This window comes from Oricola nitratireducens, assembly GCF_014904745.1.
GTDB classification, from domain to species: domain Bacteria; phylum Pseudomonadota; class Alphaproteobacteria; order Rhizobiales; family Rhizobiaceae; genus Oricola; species Oricola nitratireducens.
Genome location: NZ_JACZCS010000013.1, coordinates 1 through 17537, shown reverse-complemented (window position 1 = coordinate 17537; position 17537 = coordinate 1). Strand labels below are relative to the sequence as shown.

The window sequence follows — 17537 nt, the reverse complement described above, 5'->3', positions numbered from 1 at the left end:
ATGGCCGGCGGTGACCGGCCTTTCCCAGGTATTCCACGAACCGATCAAGGATTCCGATCATGGCAAACGCCACGGATACATTCGAAACAACTGGCTTCAGTCGCCGGGAGCGCGTCTTTTCCGCCATCAACAGCGCAAGCGGCTGGCTCGATGCGCTGGGGTTTTCCTGGCTCGTCCCGATCCTGAAAATCGCCGCCGGCGACAATCCGCGCGAACAGCTGGGCGAACTCAAGCGCGTCCTTCTGGTCCCGTTGATGGGCATCGCCGTCTTCCTCACCGCATGGGGCGTGCTCGCGCCGCAGGTGCAGACATCGCTCGGCGCGGTGCCGGGGCCCGTGCAGGTGTGGCAGCAGACGGTCAATCTCTGGCAGGACCATGTCCGCGAGCGCGAAAAGGCAGCCGCCTTCTACGAGCGCCAGGACGAGCGCAACGCCAAGCTCGAGGCCGCCGGCAAGACCGACAAGGTCAAGTGGCGCACCTATACCGGCAAGCCGACCTATATCGACCAGATCGGCACGTCGCTTGTCACGGTCGGGCTTGGCTTTTTCTTCGCGACGCTTGTCGCCGTACCGCTCGGCATCGCGTCCGGCCTGTCGCGAACGGTGAACGGCGCGATCAATCCGCTGATCCAGATATTCAAGCCGGTTTCGCCGCTCGCCTGGCTGCCCATCGTGACGATGATCATCTCGGCCGTCTACGCCAACCCGATGGATTGGCTGCCGAAATCTTTGCTCATATCCGCCGTCACCGTCACGCTTTGCTCGATGTGGCCAACCCTGATCAACACCGCGCTCGGCGTCGCCTCGGTCGACAAGGACCTGATGAATGTCAGCCGCGTTTTGCAACTGCCGACGCGCAAGACGGTCACTCAGATCGTGCTGCCGTCATCGCTGCCGCTGATCTTCACCGGGCTGCGCCTCTCTCTGGGCGTCGGCTGGATGGTTCTGATCGCGGCGGAGATGCTGGCGCAGAATCCGGGTCTCGGGAAATTCGTCTGGGACGAGTTCCAGAACGGATCCTCGCAATCGCTCGCCAAGATCATGGTCGCGGTGCTGACCATCGGCCTGATCGGCTTCGCGCTCGACCGGCTGATGTATGCCCTGCAGCGCGCCTTCACCTTCTCGGCAAACCGGTGAGGGGACAGCGATGACCATTCCCGTTCTCGAAATCACCGGCCTGTCGAAGCATTACGGCGAGGGCAAGGACCGCACCGATGTCCTGAAAGACGTCAACCTCAAGGTCGGCGATGGCGAGTTCATCGCCATCGTCGGGTTCTCAGGCTCGGGCAAGACGACGCTGATCTCGGCGCTCGCCGGGCTGACCGACACCGACCAGGGCGGCGTCGTCTACCGGGGCAGGGAGATTGCCGGCCCCGGGCCGGAGCGCGGGGTGGTTTTCCAGTCCTACTCACTGATGCCGTGGCTCACGGTGCAGGGCAATGTCGCGCTCGCCGTCGACAGCGTCTTTGCCGCAAAGCCGAAGGCCGAACGCAAGGCGATCGCCGACAGATATATCGACATGGTCGGCCTCTCCCATGCGCGCGACCGCAAGCCGGCGGAGTTGTCCGGCGGCATGCGCCAGCGCGTCGCCGTTGCCCGTGCGCTCGCCATGCAGCCGGAGGTTCTGTTGCTCGACGAACCGCTTTCGGCGCTCGACGCGCTGACCCGCGCCAAGCTGCAGGACGAGTTCGCGGCGATCTGCGAACAGGAAAAGAAGACCATCGTCCTGATCACCAACGACGTCGACGAGGCGATCCTGCTCGCCGACCGCATCGTTGCGCTGACGCCGGCGCCGAACGCCACGCTTGGACGGGAATTCACCGTCGACCTGCCGCGCCCGCGCGACCGTGCCGACATGAATCACGACGACCGCTATATCGGCCTGCGCGCCGACGTCACGCAATATCTGATGGAGATCGGGGCCGAACGCGGCGCCGATGTCGAAAACGGGATCGTCCTGCCGGACATCGTGCCGATCACCCGGAAGGCCGATGCGCCGCCGGACGCCTATGTTCGCGCCGCGCAAACGGTAGCGGAAGACCGGTTCCTTGAGTTCAGCCAATTGAAGAAAGTCTACCCGACCCCGAAAGGGCCCCTGACGGTGGTCGACGGCTTCGATATGAAGATGATGAAGGGCGAGTTCGTCACGCTGATTGGCCATTCCGGCTGCGGCAAGTCGACGGTCCTGTCGATGGCGGCCGGGCTGAACCCGATCTCCGATGGCGCCATCATCCTCGACGGCAAGCATATCACCCAGGCGGGACCCGACCGCGCGGTGGTGTTCCAGGCGCCGTCGCTGATGCCCTGGCTGACGGCCTGGGAGAATGTCGCGCTTGGCGTCGACCGGGTCTATCCGGATGCGACGGCGGCAGAGCGAAACGACGTCGTCGAATACTACCTGTCGCGCGTCGGCCTTTCCGATTCGATGCACAAGGCGGCGGTCGATCTGTCGAACGGCATGAAGCAGCGCGTCGGCATCGCCCGCGCCTTCGCGCTGTCGCCGAAACTGCTTCTGCTCGACGAGCCCTTCGGCATGCTCGACAGCCTGACACGCTGGGAACTGCAGGACGTCCTGATGGATGTCTGGAAACGCACGCAGGTGACCGCGATCTGCGTCACCCACGACGTCGACGAGGCGATCCTACTCGCCGACCGGGTGGTGATGATGTCGAACGGACCGAATGCCCGCATCGGCAACATCATGGAGGTTGATCTGGAGCGGCCGCGTTCGCGCAAGGCGCTGCTCGCCCATCCTGACTACTACGCCTATCGCGAGGAATTACTGGAATTCCTGGAAGCCTATGAGGGCGGGGCCAATCCCGGCCCGGAGCAACTGAAATCCATCGAAGACAAGACAGCGCAGCGCCTTGCCCGCCAGCAACGGGCGGCGCTGGAAGCCGCGGAGTGAACCCCATGACCAGACAGAAACTCGTCGTCATCGGAAACGGCATGGCCCCCGGCCGCATGCTCGAACACCTCTTCGAGACCGCGCCGGACGCCTATGACGTGACCATTTTCAACGCCGAACCGCGCGTGAACTACGACCGCATCATGCTGTCGCCGGTTTTGTCGGGCGAAAAGACCTTCGAGGACATCGTCATTCATGGCGACGGCTGGTACGTCGACCACGGCGTCATGCTCTACAAGGGGCACAAGATCGTCGGGATCGATCGCGAAGCCAAAACCGTGCTTTCGGAACATGGCGAGGTTGCCGCCTACGACAAGCTGGTGATCGCCACCGGCTCGGCGCCCTTCATCATCCCGGTGCCGGGCAAGGACCTGCCGGGCGTCCTGACCTATCGCGATCTCGACGACGTCGACGCGATGCTGCTCGCCGCCCAGTCGCGTGGCAGCGCCGTCGTCATCGGCGGCGGCCTGCTCGGCCTCGAGGCTGCCGCGGGCCTCAAGGAACAGGGGATGGATGTCACGGTTATCCACCTGATGCCGTCATTGATGGAGCGCCAGCTCGATCCGGCCGCCGGCTACCTGTTGAAACGCGAACTCGAAAGTCGTGGCATCAAGGTCGTCACCAAGGCGAACACGAAGCAGATCGTCGGCGACCGCAGGGTCGAGGGCGTCGAACTGGAGGACGGCACGGTCATTCCGGCGAGCCTCGTCGTCATGGCGGTCGGTATCCGCCCGAACGCCGCGCTGGCGCAGGAGGCCGGCCTCGCAGTCAATCGCGGCATCGTCGTCTCCGACGGCATGCAGACCTCCGACCCGGACATCTACGCGGTCGGCGAATGCGTCGAGGTCGACGGCAAGGTCTACGGCCTGGTCGCGCCGCTCTACCAGATGGCGGATGTGGCGGCCGGACATCTCTCCGGCGATTCCGCGAAACGCTTCGTCGACACATCCACGGCGACACGGCTGAAGGTGACCGGCATCGATCTCTATTCCGCCGGCGATTTCGCCGAAGGTGACGACCGGGAGGAGATCGTTCTGCGCGACGCCAATGCCGGCGTCTACCGGCGCCTCGTGCTCAAGGACAACCGCATCATCGGCGCCGTTCTCTACGGCGATGCGGCGGACGGACCGTGGTTCTTCGACATGTTGAAGAAGGAGATGGACGTCTCCGGGATGCGCGACACGTTGATTTTCGGCCAGGCGTATCAGGGGGGCGAACCGCTGGACCCTACGGCGGCCGTTGCAGCCTTGCCGGATGATGCGGAAATCTGCGGCTGCAACGGCATATGCAAGGGCAAGATCGTCAACGCGATCACCTCCAAGGGGCTGACCTCGCTCGACGACGTGCGCGCCCATACAAAGGCGTCCAATTCCTGCGGCACCTGCACCGGCCTCGTCGAGCAATTGATGACGCTGACGCTCGGCGACAGCTACAACCCGGCCGCCGTCCAGCCGATGTGCAAATGTACCGATCTCGGCCATGACGACGTGCGCCGGCTGATCAGGGCGAAAGGACTGAAGTCCATTCCCGAGGTCATGCAGGAACTCGAGTGGAAGACCTCTTGCGGCTGCGCCAAGTGCCGTCCAGCGCTGAATTACTATCTCGTCTGCGACTGGCCCGACGAATATGCCGACGATTATCAGTCGCGCTTCATCAATGAGCGCGTTCACGCCAATATCCAGAAGGACGGCACCTATTCGGTCGTGCCGCGCATGTGGGGCGGCGTCACCTCGTCGGCGGAGCTGCGCGCCATCGCCGACGTGGTCGACAAGTTCGATATTCCCACCGTCAAGGTGACCGGCGGCCAGCGCATCGACATGCTGGGCATCAGGAAGGAGGACCTCCCCGCTGTCTGGGCCGATCTCGGCAAGGCGGGATTCGTTTCCGGCCAAGCCTATGCCAAGGGTCTCAGGACGGTGAAGACCTGTGTCGGATCCGACTGGTGCCGCTTCGGCACGCAGGATTCGACCGGCCTCGGCATTCGCATCGAGAAATTCATGTGGGGGTCGTGGACGCCGGCCAAGGTGAAGATGGCGGTCTCCGGCTGCCCGCGCAATTGCGCCGAGGCGACCTGCAAGGACGTCGGCATCATCTGTGTCGATTCCGGCTTCGAGATCCATTTCGCCGGCGCGGCCGGCCTCGACATCAAGGGCACGGACGTGCTCGGCATGGTCAAGACCGAGGACGAGGCGCTGGAACACATTGTGGCGCTCGTCCAGATGTATCGCGAGCAGGGCCGCTACCTGGAACGCATCTACAAATGGGCGAAACGCATCGGCCATGACGAGGTGCGCCGCCAGATCATGGACGACGCCGACAAGCGCAAGGCCTATTTCGGCCGCTTCGTCTTCTCCCAGACATTCGCCCAAGTGGATCCGTGGTCGGAACGCGTGTCCGGCAAGGACAAGCACGAGTTCCGTCCCATGGCGACACTTTCCCTGGAGGCCGCGGAATGAACGTGATGATGCAGAACTGGGTCGCGATCGGCTCGCTAAACGATATCCCGCGCCGCGGCGCGCGCTGCGTGAAGAACGGCGGGATGACCATCGCCGTCTTTCGCACCGCGGACGACAAGATTTACGCGCTGGAAGACAAGTGCCCGCACAGGAACGGTCCACTCAGCCAGGGCATCGTCCATGACGGCTGCGTCACCTGTCCGCTGCATAACTGGGTGATTTCGCTCGAAACCGGCAAGGCGCAAGGCGCCGACGAGGGCGAGGCGGCGATGTTTCCGGTCCGGCTCGACGGCGACACGGTCATGCTTGCGATCGGGATGAGCTGATGACCGCCGGGGTGCGCACCACCTGTCCCTATTGCGGCGTCGGCTGCGGCATCGTCGCGACGCGGCAGCCCGACGGCGCCGTGACCGTGAAGGGAGACAAGGAACATCCGGCCAATTTCGGGCGGCTCTGCTCCAAGGGCTCGGCGCTCGGCGAGACCGTCGGTCTCGAAGGCCGTCTGCTGCGTCCGGAGATCGGAGGGCGGCGGGCCGGTTGGGACGAGGCGCTCGATCTCGTCGCGTCGCGCTTTTCGGATGCCATCCGCGCGCACGGGCCGGACAGCGTCGCCTTCTACGTCTCGGGGCAGTTGCTGACCGAAGACTATTACGTCGCCAACAAGCTTATGAAGGGTTTTATCGGCTCGGCCAATATCGACACGAATTCGCGGCTGTGCATGGCGTCCTCGGTCGCCGGCCACCGTCGCGCCTTCGGGACCGATACGGTTCCCGGCACCTATGAGGATCTGGAACTGGCGGATTTGGTCGTCCTTATCGGGACCAACCTCGCCTGGTGCCACCCGGTTCTCTACCAGCGCATTGCGGCCGCGAAAGCAGGGCGGCCCGGCATGAAGATCGTGCTGATCGATCCGCGCCGCACCATGACCGCCGATATCGCCGATATGCATCTGGCGATCGCGCCCGACGGCGACGTCGCGCTATTCGCCGGGCTGCTGGCTCATCTGGCGCAGAGCGGCGCCGTCGATGCCGATTATCTCGCCAAGCACACCACCGGATTCTCCGAGGCGCTCGAAAAGGCGGACGCGCTGACGCTTCGGGACATCGCCCGGCTGACCGGCCTCGCGACAGACGAATTGCGACAGTTCTACGATTTGTTCGCGTCCACGGAGAAAACCGTCACGGTCTACAGCCAGGGTGTCAACCAGTCCTCTATCGGCACCGACAAGGTCAACGCGATCATCAATTGCCACCTGACGACGGGACGCATCGGCCGCCCGGGAACTGGGCCATTCTCGGTTACCGGCCAGCCAAACGCCATGGGCGGACGCGAGGTCGGCGGGCTCGCCAACATGCTCGCTGCCCACCTCGACATCGAAAATCCTGACCATCGCGCCATCGCGCAACGCTTCTGGCGGTCGCCGGCGATGCCGGACAAGCCGGGATTGAAGGCGGTCGACCTGTTCAAGGCCGTCGCCGACGGGCGTATCAAGGCGCTCTGGATCATGGCGACAAACCCGGTCGATTCCCTGCCGGACGCCGATGCCGTACGCGCGGCGCTCGAGGCCTGTCCCTTTGTCGTCGTATCCGATGTTGCGACCGAGACCGACACCACGCGCCATGCCCATGTGAAGCTGCCGTCGGCCGCCTGGGGCGAAAAGGACGGCACGGTGACCAATTCAGAACGGCGGATTTCGCGTCAGCGCGCCTTTCTTGCCGCGCCCGGCGAGGCAAGACCGGACTGGTGGCAGATGGCCGAGATCGGCAGGCGCATGGGCTTTGCGGATGCTTTCGGTTGGTCGGGGCCTGACGAAATCTTCGCCGAATACGCGGCGATGACGGGTTTCGAGAACGGCGGCAGCCGCGATCTTGACATCGCAGCGCATGCCGGCATCGCGGCGGACGATTACGACCGGCTGGGACCGTTCCAGTGGCCGCAGCCCGCCGGCGTCACCCCGATCTCGACCCGGTTCTTCGCCAATGGCGGTTTCTTCACGCCCGACCGCAAGGCGCGCTTCGTCGCTGTCGAGGCCGCCGTGCCGGAACGCGTCACCGCGGATTATCCGCTGGTGCTCAATACCGGCCGGGTGCGCGACCACTGGCACACCATGACGCGCACCGGTAAGAGCCCGCGTCTTTCCGCCCATATCGGTGAGCCCTACGCCGAATTTCATCCGTCCGACGCCGCCGTGCTCGGCATCGGCGACGCCGAGATCGCGGAAATCGAAAGCCCGTACGGGCGCGTCCTTGTGCGGGCCCTCGTGACGCCGCGCCAGCGCGAGGGTTCCGTTTTCGTGCCGATGCACTGGAACGAACAGAATGCCGCGAATGCCCGGATCGATACGGTCATCGCGCCGGTGACCGATCCGCATTCCGGCCAGCCCGCGTCCAAACATATCGCCGTGATCGCGCGGCGTTTCGCAGCGGCGGTCTACGGCTTCGCGGTCTGCGCCGAAAGGCCCGACGCACCGGCCTGCGATTACTGGGCGCTCGCAAAAACCGGTGGCGGCTGGAAGATCGAATTTGCCCATGGCGGGGCGATCGGGGAGGCAGAGGCTTTCGCGCGAAGCCTGTTCGGGATCGAGACCGCACACGACACCGACCTGCTCGCCTATGGCGACAGCGCTTCCGGCGCGCGCCGCGTCGCGGTCTTTGACGGCCATCGTTTCGTCGGCGCGCTCTTTTTGGCGTCCGGTCCGGTCGCCGTTTCGCGCAGCTGGGCCGCCGGCCTGCTTGCCGCCGGGCACGGCGACCGCGCGTCCCGCTGGCGACTCGCCGCCGGACGGCCAGGCGCCGACATGCCCGACAAGGGCGCGATCGTCTGCTCCTGCTTCAGTGTTGGCGCGAAGGAAATCGCGACGGCCGTTCGCGCCGGTTGCGGAAGCGTCGAGGCTGTCGGCAAGGCCACCTGCGCCGGCACCAATTGCGGGTCCTGCAAATCCGAGATCAGGGAGATCGTCGATGAGCATCGTATCGTTGCCGCGGAATGACGGGCGCCGCCCCGGGCGCATGGACGACCTCGCCACGCTGCCGGTCTTCTTCAAGCTGACGGGAAAACGCGCTGTCGTCGCCGGCGGATCGGATGCCGCCGCCTGGAAGGCGGAGCTGCTTGCGGCGGCCGGGGCGGATGTGCATGTCTGCAAAATCGGCTGGACGCCCGATAGTCTCGCAGGCGCGGCCATCGCAATCTGCGACGCGGAGACAGAAGAAGAGGCGCAAGCCTTTTACGACGCTGCGCATGAGGCGGGCGTGCCGGTCAATGTCATCGACAAACCGGCCTGGTGCGATTTCCAGTTCGGCTCCATCGTCAACCGCTCGCCCGCCGTCATCGCGATCTCGACCGACGGCGCCGCGCCGATTCTCGGCCAGGCGATCCGCCGCCGCGTCGAGACGCTGATCCCGTCGGCGCTTGCTGACTGGGCGGCGCTTGCGCGCGACATCCGCGAGGCGGTGACCGGCAGGCTCGCCGCCGGCGCACAACGCCGCGTCTTCTGGGAGCGCTTCGTCGACCGCGCCTTCGGTCCGGCTCCCACCGAGACGGCCGGCGAGGAAATGGTCGGCGCGGCCGTTTCGATTGCCGCCGGGCTGGACGCGGAAAAGGGCCGCGTCACGTTGGTCGGCGCCGGCCCGGGCGACGCGGAACTGTTGACGCTCAAGGCGGTGCGCGCGCTGCAGGCCGCCGACGTCATCCTGTTCGACGACCTCGTTTCCGACGACGTGCTGGAACTGGCGCGCCGCGAGGCCAAGCGCATGCTGGTCGGCAAGCGCGGCGGTCGCGAAAGCTGCCGCCAAGAGGAGATCAACGACATGATGGTTTCGCTCGCCAAGGCCGGAAAGCATGTGGTGCGGCTCAAGGGCGGTGATCCGATGATCTTCGGGAGGGCCGGTGAGGAGATCGCGCGCCTGGAGGAGGAGGGGATCCCGGTCGCGGTCGTGCCCGGCATCACCTCGGCGCTTGCGATGGCCTCGTCGCTTGGCGTGTCGCTGACGCATCGCGATTCCGCGCAGTCGGTGCGTTTCGTCACCGGCCACAGCCGCAAGGGCGAATTGCCGAGCGACGTCAATTGGCAGGCGGTCGCCGATCCGAAAACGACAACGATCTTCTACATGGGCGGGAGGACTGCCGGCGAGATTGCCGCAATGCTGATCGGGCGCGGATTGCCTGCCGATACGCCGGTGGTCGTCGCGAAGGCGGTGTCTCGTCCCGGCCAGAAACATTGGCGCGGCACGCTCGCAGACCTTCCGGCTGCCATGCCCGATATCGGTTACGACGAACCTGTGCTGATCGGCGTCGGCCAAGTCTTCGCCGTCCGGACGGCGCTGTCTTTCGCAACATCTCGCGAGGCGCTCGCAGCCGCAATTTAGGCACCGCAAATGTGGTGCCTGCCGGTTCGCACAAACCGGCACATATCCGCCCCGGCCTGGAAAGCCGTCATAATCGAAAGTTGCAGTGAACGGCAGTTTTTTGGGCTACTTGAAGCTTCTTTTGAAAGATTGGTCCGTGCAGGGGTGCTCCTTCGCTTCACGCGTCGCGTTCGTCGATCAAAGGATTCGGCTTGGCGAGCGTTTCAAGCGGCTTCAGATCACTTAGCTTCACGACGGCGCCGTCGACCTCGACGCCGTAGGGTTTCAATGTGTTGAAGGCGCGGGACAGATTTTCCGGCGTCATGCCCAGCAGCGAGGCGATGGTGCGCTTGTCATAGGGCAGTTCGAGCGATCCGTTTCCGCCCTGGTCGGCGTGGTAGCGCAGCAGGCGGTTTGCCAGCCGCTCGACCGCGGTGCGCAGCTTGATGTCCTTGTGCTCCTTGACCACGCCGCGATAGCAACTCGCCAGTTCGAGCACGATGGAACGGGCGAAGGCCTCGTCCTTCTCGAATGCTTCCCTGACATTCTCCGAGGGAATCAGCAGGATTTTCGACTTTTGGCAGGTGCGCGCCGACATCAGATAGACGGCGTCCTTCAGGACCGCCGCAAGGATGAACGTTCCGATGGGCCGGACCATTCCCATGGTCGACTCCCGTCCGTTCGAGCGGGCGTAGAGTTCGACGCATCCCTCGATCACGATGTAGAGGAAGTCTGCTGGATCGCCTTCATGGATGAGTTCGAGCTGGGACGGAAAGGTTTGCAGATAGGCCGCCTGCATGAGCGTTTCGAAGTTGGATTCGCTCATGCTCTCGAAAAGCCGGAGAGACCGTACCTGGGGAAAATCTGTTGTGCGCACGGTCCCATTCCTTGATAATTATCAAGACTTCGTTTGACCCTGTTAGCAGGCGCGTATTCCCGTTTCAACAGGGGCTCTTGATCCCGCCTGCCCATTTCCTTGCCGATTCCCCGGGGGAAACTTGTTTCTCCGGAGCCAGCCCCGACTGTTGATCTGGATCAACTCGGGAGGGCCCTTCCGAACCGCTACTGCCCCGCATCAGTTTCGCAAATGGCGGGAGAACCCGCCTGCAAGAAGGGGGTCGTAACGATGCATTCGCTTGAGGGAGTAACCCGCCCGGACCAGTACAGAGCGCTGGGTCTCAGCACATTCGCCTTCACGGTCTGCTTTGCCGTGTGGACGATTTTTTCCATCATCGGCGTGAAAATCAAAGGCGAGCTCGGGCTGAGCGACACGGAGTTCGGCCTGCTCGTCGCCACGCCGGTCCTGACGGGATCGGTGAGCCGGATTTTCCTCGGTGTGTGGACCGAGCAGTTCGGCGGCCGGATCATGTTCCCGCTGCAGATGCTGATCACCTCCGTCGCCGTCTGGCTGCTGACGTCGGTGCATACCTACGAAATCTTCCTGCTCGCGGCACTCGGCCTCGGTCTCGCCGGCGGGTCGTTCATCGTCGGCGTCGCCTATGTTTCGCAGTGGTTCGAAAAGGAACGCCAGGGAACGGCGCTCGGCATTTTCGGCGCCGGCAATGTCGGCGCGGCCGTCACCAATTTCGCCGCCCCCTTTCTGGTGGTGGCGCTCGGTTGGGAGGGCACGGCGCGTGTCTATGCCATCGTGCTCGCCGCCACAGCCGTTCTGTTCTACCTGCTCAGCAAGGACGACCCGGCGCAAGCCGCCCGCAGGCGCACCGGCGCCCGCCCGGTATCGGCGGCCGAGCAGCTCGCGCCCCTGAAGAATATCCAGGTCTGGCGCTTTGCGACCTACTACTTCTTCGTCTTCGGCGGCTTCGTGGCGCTCGCCTCCTTCCTGCCGCGCTACTATGTCGGCGCCTACGGGCTGGAACTGACGACGGCCGGCGTGTTCGCGGGCCTCTATTCGTTGCCCGGTTCCGTTTTCCGCGCGCTTGGCGGCTGGATGTCGGACAAGTGGGGCGCGCGTGCGGTGATGTATCTGACCTTCTTCGTGTCGCTGCTCTGCCTGTTCGTCATGAGCTATCCGCAGACCAGCTACACGGTCGCCGGGATCCATGGACCGATCACGTTCCACATGGGCACCAGCGTCACCCTGTTTGTCGCGCTGACGGTCGTTCTGGGCTTCGTGATGAGCCTCGGCAAGGCCGCCGTCTACAAGCATATTCCGGTCTATTACCCGCATCACGTCGGCGCGGTCGGCGGCCTGGTCGGCATGATCGGCGGTCTCGGCGGCTTCTTCCTGCCGATCGGCTTCGGCATCCTGCTCGATCTCACCGGCGTCTGGACGGCGCCCTACATGCTGATGTTCGTCCTCGTCGCTGTCTCGACGATCTGGATGCACGTCGCCATTCGCCGCATGGAAAAGCGCCGCCATCCCGCACTCGGAGAAGAAGTCTTTCTCTCCGACGTGCCCGAAAAGCCGGTGGCCAAACCCGGCGCGCAGTCTGCGCCCGCCGCCAAGGGCGAACGGCTCCGTCCCGCCGAATAACGATCCCGGGGAGGCGGTTGACCGCCTCCCGCAATCCAACCGTATTCAGGAGTGCATCAAATGGCACATTCAACCGCAGCCGTGGCGAAGGGCCCGGTGCTGACTGACTGGCGGCCCGAAGACCCCCAGTTCTGGGAAACGGCCGGCAAGGCCATCGCGACCCGAAATCTCTGGATCTCGATCCCCAACCTGCTTCTGGCGTTCTCGGTCTGGATGGTCTGGTCCGTGGTCGTCGCCAAGATGCCGGCCATCGGCTTTGATTTCTCGGTCGGTGAGCGCTTCTGGCTCGCTGCCTTGCCCGGCCTGTCCGGCGCGACGCTGCGCATCTTCTACTCCTTCATGATCCCGATCTTCGGCGGCCGGAAATGGACCGCGCTTTCCAGCGCTTCGCTGCTGCTGCCGGCTATCGGCATCGGGCTCGCGGTGCAGAACCCGGACACGTCCTACATGACGTTCCTGATCCTAGCGCTTCTGTGCGGACTCGGCGGCGGCAACTTCGCCTCCTCGATGGCCAATATCGCCTATTTCTACCCCAAGAAAACGAAGGGCAACGCCCTGGCGCTGAACGCCGGCCTCGGCAATCTCGGCGTCTCGGTCATGCAGTTCGTCGTTCCGATGGTCATCACCATGGGCGTGTTCGGCGCAATCGGCGGCGAGCCGCAGACGCTGGCCGACGGCAAGCAGCTGTGGATCCAGAACGCCGGCTATATCTGGGTGCCCTTCATCGCCGTCAGCGCCATCGCGGCATGGTTCGGCATGAACGACATCGCTTCGGCCCAGGCCAGCTTCAAGGAGCAGTCGATCATCTTCTCGCGCAAGCACAACTGGATCATGTGCATCCTCTACACCGGAACCTTTGGTTCCTTCATCGGCTATTCCGCGGGCTTCCCGCTGCTGATGAAGACGCAGTTCCCGGCCGTCGAGGCACTCAACTACGCTTTTCTCGGCCCGCTCGTCGGCGCGCTCAGCCGGGCCGGCACGGGCTGGATTTCAGACAAGTTCGGCGGCGGCAAGGTCACTTTCTGGACCTTCCTCGGCATGATCGTCGCTGTCGGCGGCGTGCTGTTCTTCCTCGGTATCAAGGAACAACCGGGCGCGTTCTGGGGCTTCTTCGCCTGCTTCATGGCGCTGTTCTTCCTGACCGGCGTCGGCAACGCATCGACCTTCCAGATGATCCCCTCGATCATGCGCCAGGAGGTCCCGCGCCTGATGCCGCAGCTCGACGAGGCGGCAAATCTGAAGCAGGCGGAGCGCGAAAGCTCTGCGATCATCGCCTTCACCTCGGCGATCGCCGCCTACGGCGCCTTCTTCATCCCGAAAGCCTACGGCACCTCGATTGCGATAACCGGCGGCCCGGAAGCGGCGTTGTGGCTCTTCGCCGCCTTCTACGCGGTCTGCGTCGTCATCACCTGGGTCTACTACTCGCGCAAGAGCGCACCGGTTCCCTGCTGAGCGGCTGATACGAAAGGACACATGCGATGTCACATCTTCTTGACCGCCTCAATTTCCTGGCGCGCAAAAACACCGGCACCTTTTCCAAGGGGCACGGGGTCACGACCAACGAGAGCCGGGATTGGGAGGACGCCTACCGGAAGCGCTGGCAGCACGACAAGATCGTGCGCTCGACGCACGGCGCGAACTGCACCGGCTCGTGCTCATGGAAGATCTACGTCAAGGGCGGGATCGTCACCTGGGAAACCCAGCAGACGGACTATCCGCGCACGCGGCCGGACCTTCCCAACCACGAGCCGCGCGGCTGTTCGCGCGGGGCGAGCTACAGCTGGTACATGTACTCGGCGAACAGGGTGAAATATCCGCTGATCCGGTCGCGCCTGCTGAAGCTGTGGCGCAAGGAACGGGCGATCAAGACGCCGGTCGGGGCCTGGACGGCGATCCAGGAAGATCCCGCAAAGCGGGCCGAATATATCAAGGTGCGCGGGCTTGGCGGTTTCGTCCGGGCGACATGGGACGAGGCCAACGAGATCATCGCCGCGGCCAATGCCTATACGGCGAGGAAATGGGGCCCGGACCGGGTGATCGGCTTCTCGCCGATCCCCGCCATGTCGATGGTCTCCTATGCCGCGGGATCACGCTATCTGTCGCTGCTCGGCGGCGTCTGCATGTCCTTCTACGACTGGTATTGCGACCTGCCGCCGGCCTCGCCAATGACCTGGGGCGAGCAGACGGACGTGCCGGAATCGGCCGACTGGTACAATTCCGGTTTCCTGATGTTGTGGGGATCGAACGTGCCGCAGACGCGCACGCCCGACGCCCATTTCTACACCGAGGTCCGCTACAAGGGCGCGAAGTCGGTCGTGGTGTCGCCGGACTATTCGGAGGCTGCGAAATTCTCCGACATGTGGCTGCATCCCAAGCAGGGCACGGACGCCGCGCTTGCCATGGCGCTGGGGCACGTCATCCTGCGCGAATACCATCTCGACCGGCAGGCCGAGTATTTCGAGGACTACTGCCGCCGCTACACCGACATGCCGATGCTGGTGCGCCTGGTGAAGAAGGACGGCCACTATATTCCGGAACGCCAGCTTCGCGCGTCCGACTTCAAGGACGGTCTGGGCGAGAAGAACAATCCCGACTGGAAGACCGTCGCTGTCGACGGCAAGACGAAGAAAGTCGTCGTGCCAGGCGGATCGATCGGCTTCCGCTGGGGCGAACAGGGCAAGTGGAACCTTGAAGCCAAGGACGGCAAGGGCAGGGATGTCGAGCTCGAGATGAGCCTGATCATGGACGAGGACCACGACCAGGTCGCCTCCGTCGCCTTTCCCTATTTCGGCAATCGCGAGCACGATCATTTCGAGGGAACGGATCACGACAGCGTGCTGCTTCGCTCGGTGCCGGCGAAAAAGGTCAAGCTTGCCGACGGCGATGCGCTGGTCGCCACGGTGTTCGACCTCTTCGTCGCCAATTACGGCCTCGATCGCGGCCTGAAGGACGGCAGCTGTGCCTCGTCCTATGACGACAACCAGCCTTATACCCCGGCCTGGGCGGAGAAGATCACGGGCGTTCCGCGCGAAAACATCATCACGGTCGCCCGCGAATTCGCGGCCAATGCCGAAAAGACCAAGGGCCGCTCGATGGTCATCCTCGGGGCCGGCCTGAATCACTGGTATCACATGGACATGAGCTACCGGGGGATCATCAATCTCCTGGTGATGTGCGGCTGCGTCGGTCAGTCCGGCGGCGGCTGGAGCCATTATGTCGGCCAGGAAAAACTGCGCCCGCAGACCGGCTGGCTGCCGCTTGCCTTCGGGCTCGACTGGAGCCGCCCGCCACGGCAGATGAACTCGACCTCCTTCTTCTACGCGCATACCGACCAGTGGCGCTACGAGACGCTGAAGGTCGACGAGATTCTGTCGCCGACGGCACCCGAAGGACCGTGGGACGGCACACTGATCGACTACAACATCCGCGCCGAACGGATGGGATGGCTGCCGTCCGCGCCGCAATTGCAGGTCAACCCGCTCGACATCGCCGCGGCTGCGGCAAAGGCCAAGAAGGAGCCGAAGGACTATGTCGCGGCGCAACTGAAGGCCGGCAAGCTGAAGATGGCCTGCGAGGACCCGGACAACGAGGCCAACTGGCCGCGCAACATGTTCGTCTGGCGTTCCAACCTGCTCGGATCGTCCGGCAAGGGGCACGAGTACTTCCTCAAGCATCTGCTCGGCACGTCGCACGGCCTGCTTGGCAAGGATATGGGCGAGGAGGGACGGCTGGAATCGAAGGAGGCCGTCTGGCACAAGGAGGCGCCGGAAGGAAAGCTCGACCTGCTTGTCACGCTCGACTTCCGCATGTCGACCACCTGCGTCTATTCCGACATCGTCCTGCCGACGGCGACCTGGTACGAGAAGAACGACCTCAACACCTCCGACATGCATCCCTTCATCCACCCGCTGACAAGCGCGGCGGATCCGGCATGGGAAGCAAGGAGCGACTGGGACATCTTCAAGGGTATCGCGAAGAAGTTCTCCGAGGTCGCGCCGGAAGTGCTCGGCGTCGAGAAGGACGTCGTCCTCGTGCCGATCCTGCACGACACGGCGGGCGAACTCGCCCAGCCCTTCGACGTCGAGGACTGGAAGAAAGGCGAGATCGACCCGGTGCCCGGCAAGACCATGCCGGCGGTTGCCGTCGTCGAGCGCGACTACCCGAACCTCTACAAGCGCTTCACGGCGCTCGGGCCGCTGATGGACAAGCTCGGAAACGGCGGCAAGGGCATTTCCTGGAACACCGAGGACGAGGTCGAGTTGCTCGGCCGGCTGAATGGCGTCGTCACGGAGGAGGGCGCCACCAAGGGGCGTCCGAAGATCGAGAGCGATATCGACGCGACCGAGGTGATCCTGTCGCTCGCGCCGGAAACCAATGGCGAGGTCGCGGTCAAGGCGTGGGAGGCGCTTTCGAAGTTCACCGGCCGCGACCACACCCATCTGGCGATCCCGAAAGAGGACGAGAAGATCCGCTTCCGCGACGTGGTCGCGCAGCCGCGCAAGATCATCTCGTCGCCGACATGGTCGGGCATCGAGTCGGACAAGGTCTGCTACAATGCCGGCTACACCAACGTCCATGAACTGATCCCGTGGCGGACTCTTTCCGGCCGCCAGCAGCTCTACCAGGATCATTTGTGGATGCGGGCCTTCGGAGAGGCGTTCTGCGTCTATCGTCCGCCGATCGACACCAAGTCGATCAATCCGGTCATCGAGGCGAAGTCGAACGGCAAGCCGCAGGTCGTGCTGAACTTCATTACGCCGCACCAGAAGTGGGGCATCCACTCCACCTATTCGGACAACCTGATGATGCTGACGCTCAACCGCGGCGGCCCGGTCGTCTGGATTTCGGAAACGGACGCGGCCAAGGGCGGGCTCGTCGACAATGACTGGGTCGAGGTTTTCAACACCAATGGCGCCATCGTCGCCCGGGTGGTCGTCTCCCAGCGCATGAAGGAAGGCACGATCTTCATGTATCATGCGCAGGAGAAGATCGTGAACACGCCGGGATCGCAGATCACCGGCCAGCGCGGCGGCATTCACAACTCCGTCACGCGCGCGATCACCAAGCCGACGCACATGATCGGCGGCTACGCCCAGCAATCCTACGGCTTCAACTATTACGGCACGGTCGGTTCGAACCGCGACGAGTTCGTCGTCATCCACAAGATGGAAAAGGTCGACTGGATGGAAGGCCCGTATCGCGAAACGCCCGCACACAAGGAGGCGGCAGAATGAAAATCCGCGCTCAAATCGGCATGGTGCTGAACCTCGACAAGTGCATCGGGTGTCACACCTGCTCGGTCACCTGCAAGAACGTCTGGACGAACCGCGAGGGCGT

Annotated in this window: 9 protein-coding genes and 1 pseudogene; 9 read left to right on the top strand and 1 reads right to left on the bottom strand. The window is 64.0% G+C overall.

Features of this window, described 5'->3' with window-relative positions:
- Positions 1–59 precede the first annotated feature (59 nt).
- Genes IG169_RS08380 through cysG form a run of 6 tightly spaced genes read left to right on the top strand, consistent with a single transcriptional unit; the run spans position 60 to position 9727 of the window.
- Entirely contained in the window at positions 60–1136 is a 1077-nt protein-coding gene (locus IG169_RS08380) for an ABC transporter permease (protein WP_193175738.1), read from the top strand.
- A 10-nt stretch (positions 1137–1146) separates the two neighbouring features.
- Positions 1147–2907, top strand: a complete 1761-nt coding sequence (locus IG169_RS08375; protein ID WP_210325927.1) for an ABC transporter ATP-binding protein — start codon at positions 1147–1149, stop codon at positions 2905–2907.
- A gap of 5 nt (positions 2908–2912) precedes the next feature.
- Positions 2913–5363, top strand: a complete 2451-nt coding sequence (gene nirB / locus IG169_RS08370; protein WP_193175737.1) for a nitrite reductase large subunit NirB — start codon at positions 2913–2915, stop codon at positions 5361–5363.
- 5 nt (positions 5364–5368) lie between these two features.
- Positions 5369–5689 carry a nitrite reductase small subunit NirD gene (gene nirD, locus IG169_RS08365; protein WP_193175765.1) on the top strand — a complete coding sequence of 107 codons (321 nt, stop codon included), beginning with the start codon at positions 5369–5371 and terminating at the stop codon, positions 5687–5689.
- Positions 5689–8352, top strand: coding sequence for a nitrate reductase (locus IG169_RS08360; protein WP_193175736.1), 2664 nt, complete (start codon positions 5689–5691; stop codon positions 8350–8352). Before nirD ends, IG169_RS08360 begins: the two co-directional genes overlap by 1 nt.
- Positions 8324–9727 (top strand): siroheme synthase CysG, encoded by a 1404-nt coding sequence (gene cysG, locus IG169_RS08355; protein WP_193175735.1) that lies wholly within the window; start codon positions 8324–8326, stop codon positions 9725–9727. Before IG169_RS08360 ends, cysG begins: the two co-directional genes overlap by 29 nt.
- A 157-nt stretch (positions 9728–9884) precedes the next feature.
- Here the strand turns inward: cysG and IG169_RS08350 are convergent, their stop codons facing one another.
- Complete coding sequence (locus tag IG169_RS08350; RefSeq protein WP_193175734.1) at positions 9885–10583, bottom strand: cyclic nucleotide-binding domain-containing protein; 699 nt, start codon at positions 10581–10583, stop codon at positions 9885–9887.
- Between the two features lie 249 nt (positions 10584–10832).
- Here IG169_RS08350 and IG169_RS23835 point away from each other — a divergent pair, with 249 nt between their 5' ends.
- From IG169_RS23835 to IG169_RS08340, 3 genes and pseudogenes are all read left to right on the top strand, one after another.
- Entirely contained in the window at positions 10833–12200 is a 1368-nt protein-coding gene (locus tag IG169_RS23835) for an MFS transporter (RefSeq protein WP_210325926.1), read from the top strand.
- 7 nt (positions 12201–12207) lie between these two features.
- Positions 12208–13652, top strand: a pseudogene (locus tag IG169_RS23830) (NarK family nitrate/nitrite MFS transporter); the annotation flags it as partial.
- A gap of 26 nt (positions 13653–13678) precedes the next feature.
- The gene (locus tag IG169_RS08340) at positions 13679–17434 is read left to right on the top strand and encodes a nitrate reductase subunit alpha (RefSeq protein WP_193175733.1); all 3756 of its coding nucleotides are present in this window, start codon (positions 13679–13681) and stop codon (positions 17432–17434) included.
- Positions 17435–17537: the final 103 nt, after the last annotated feature.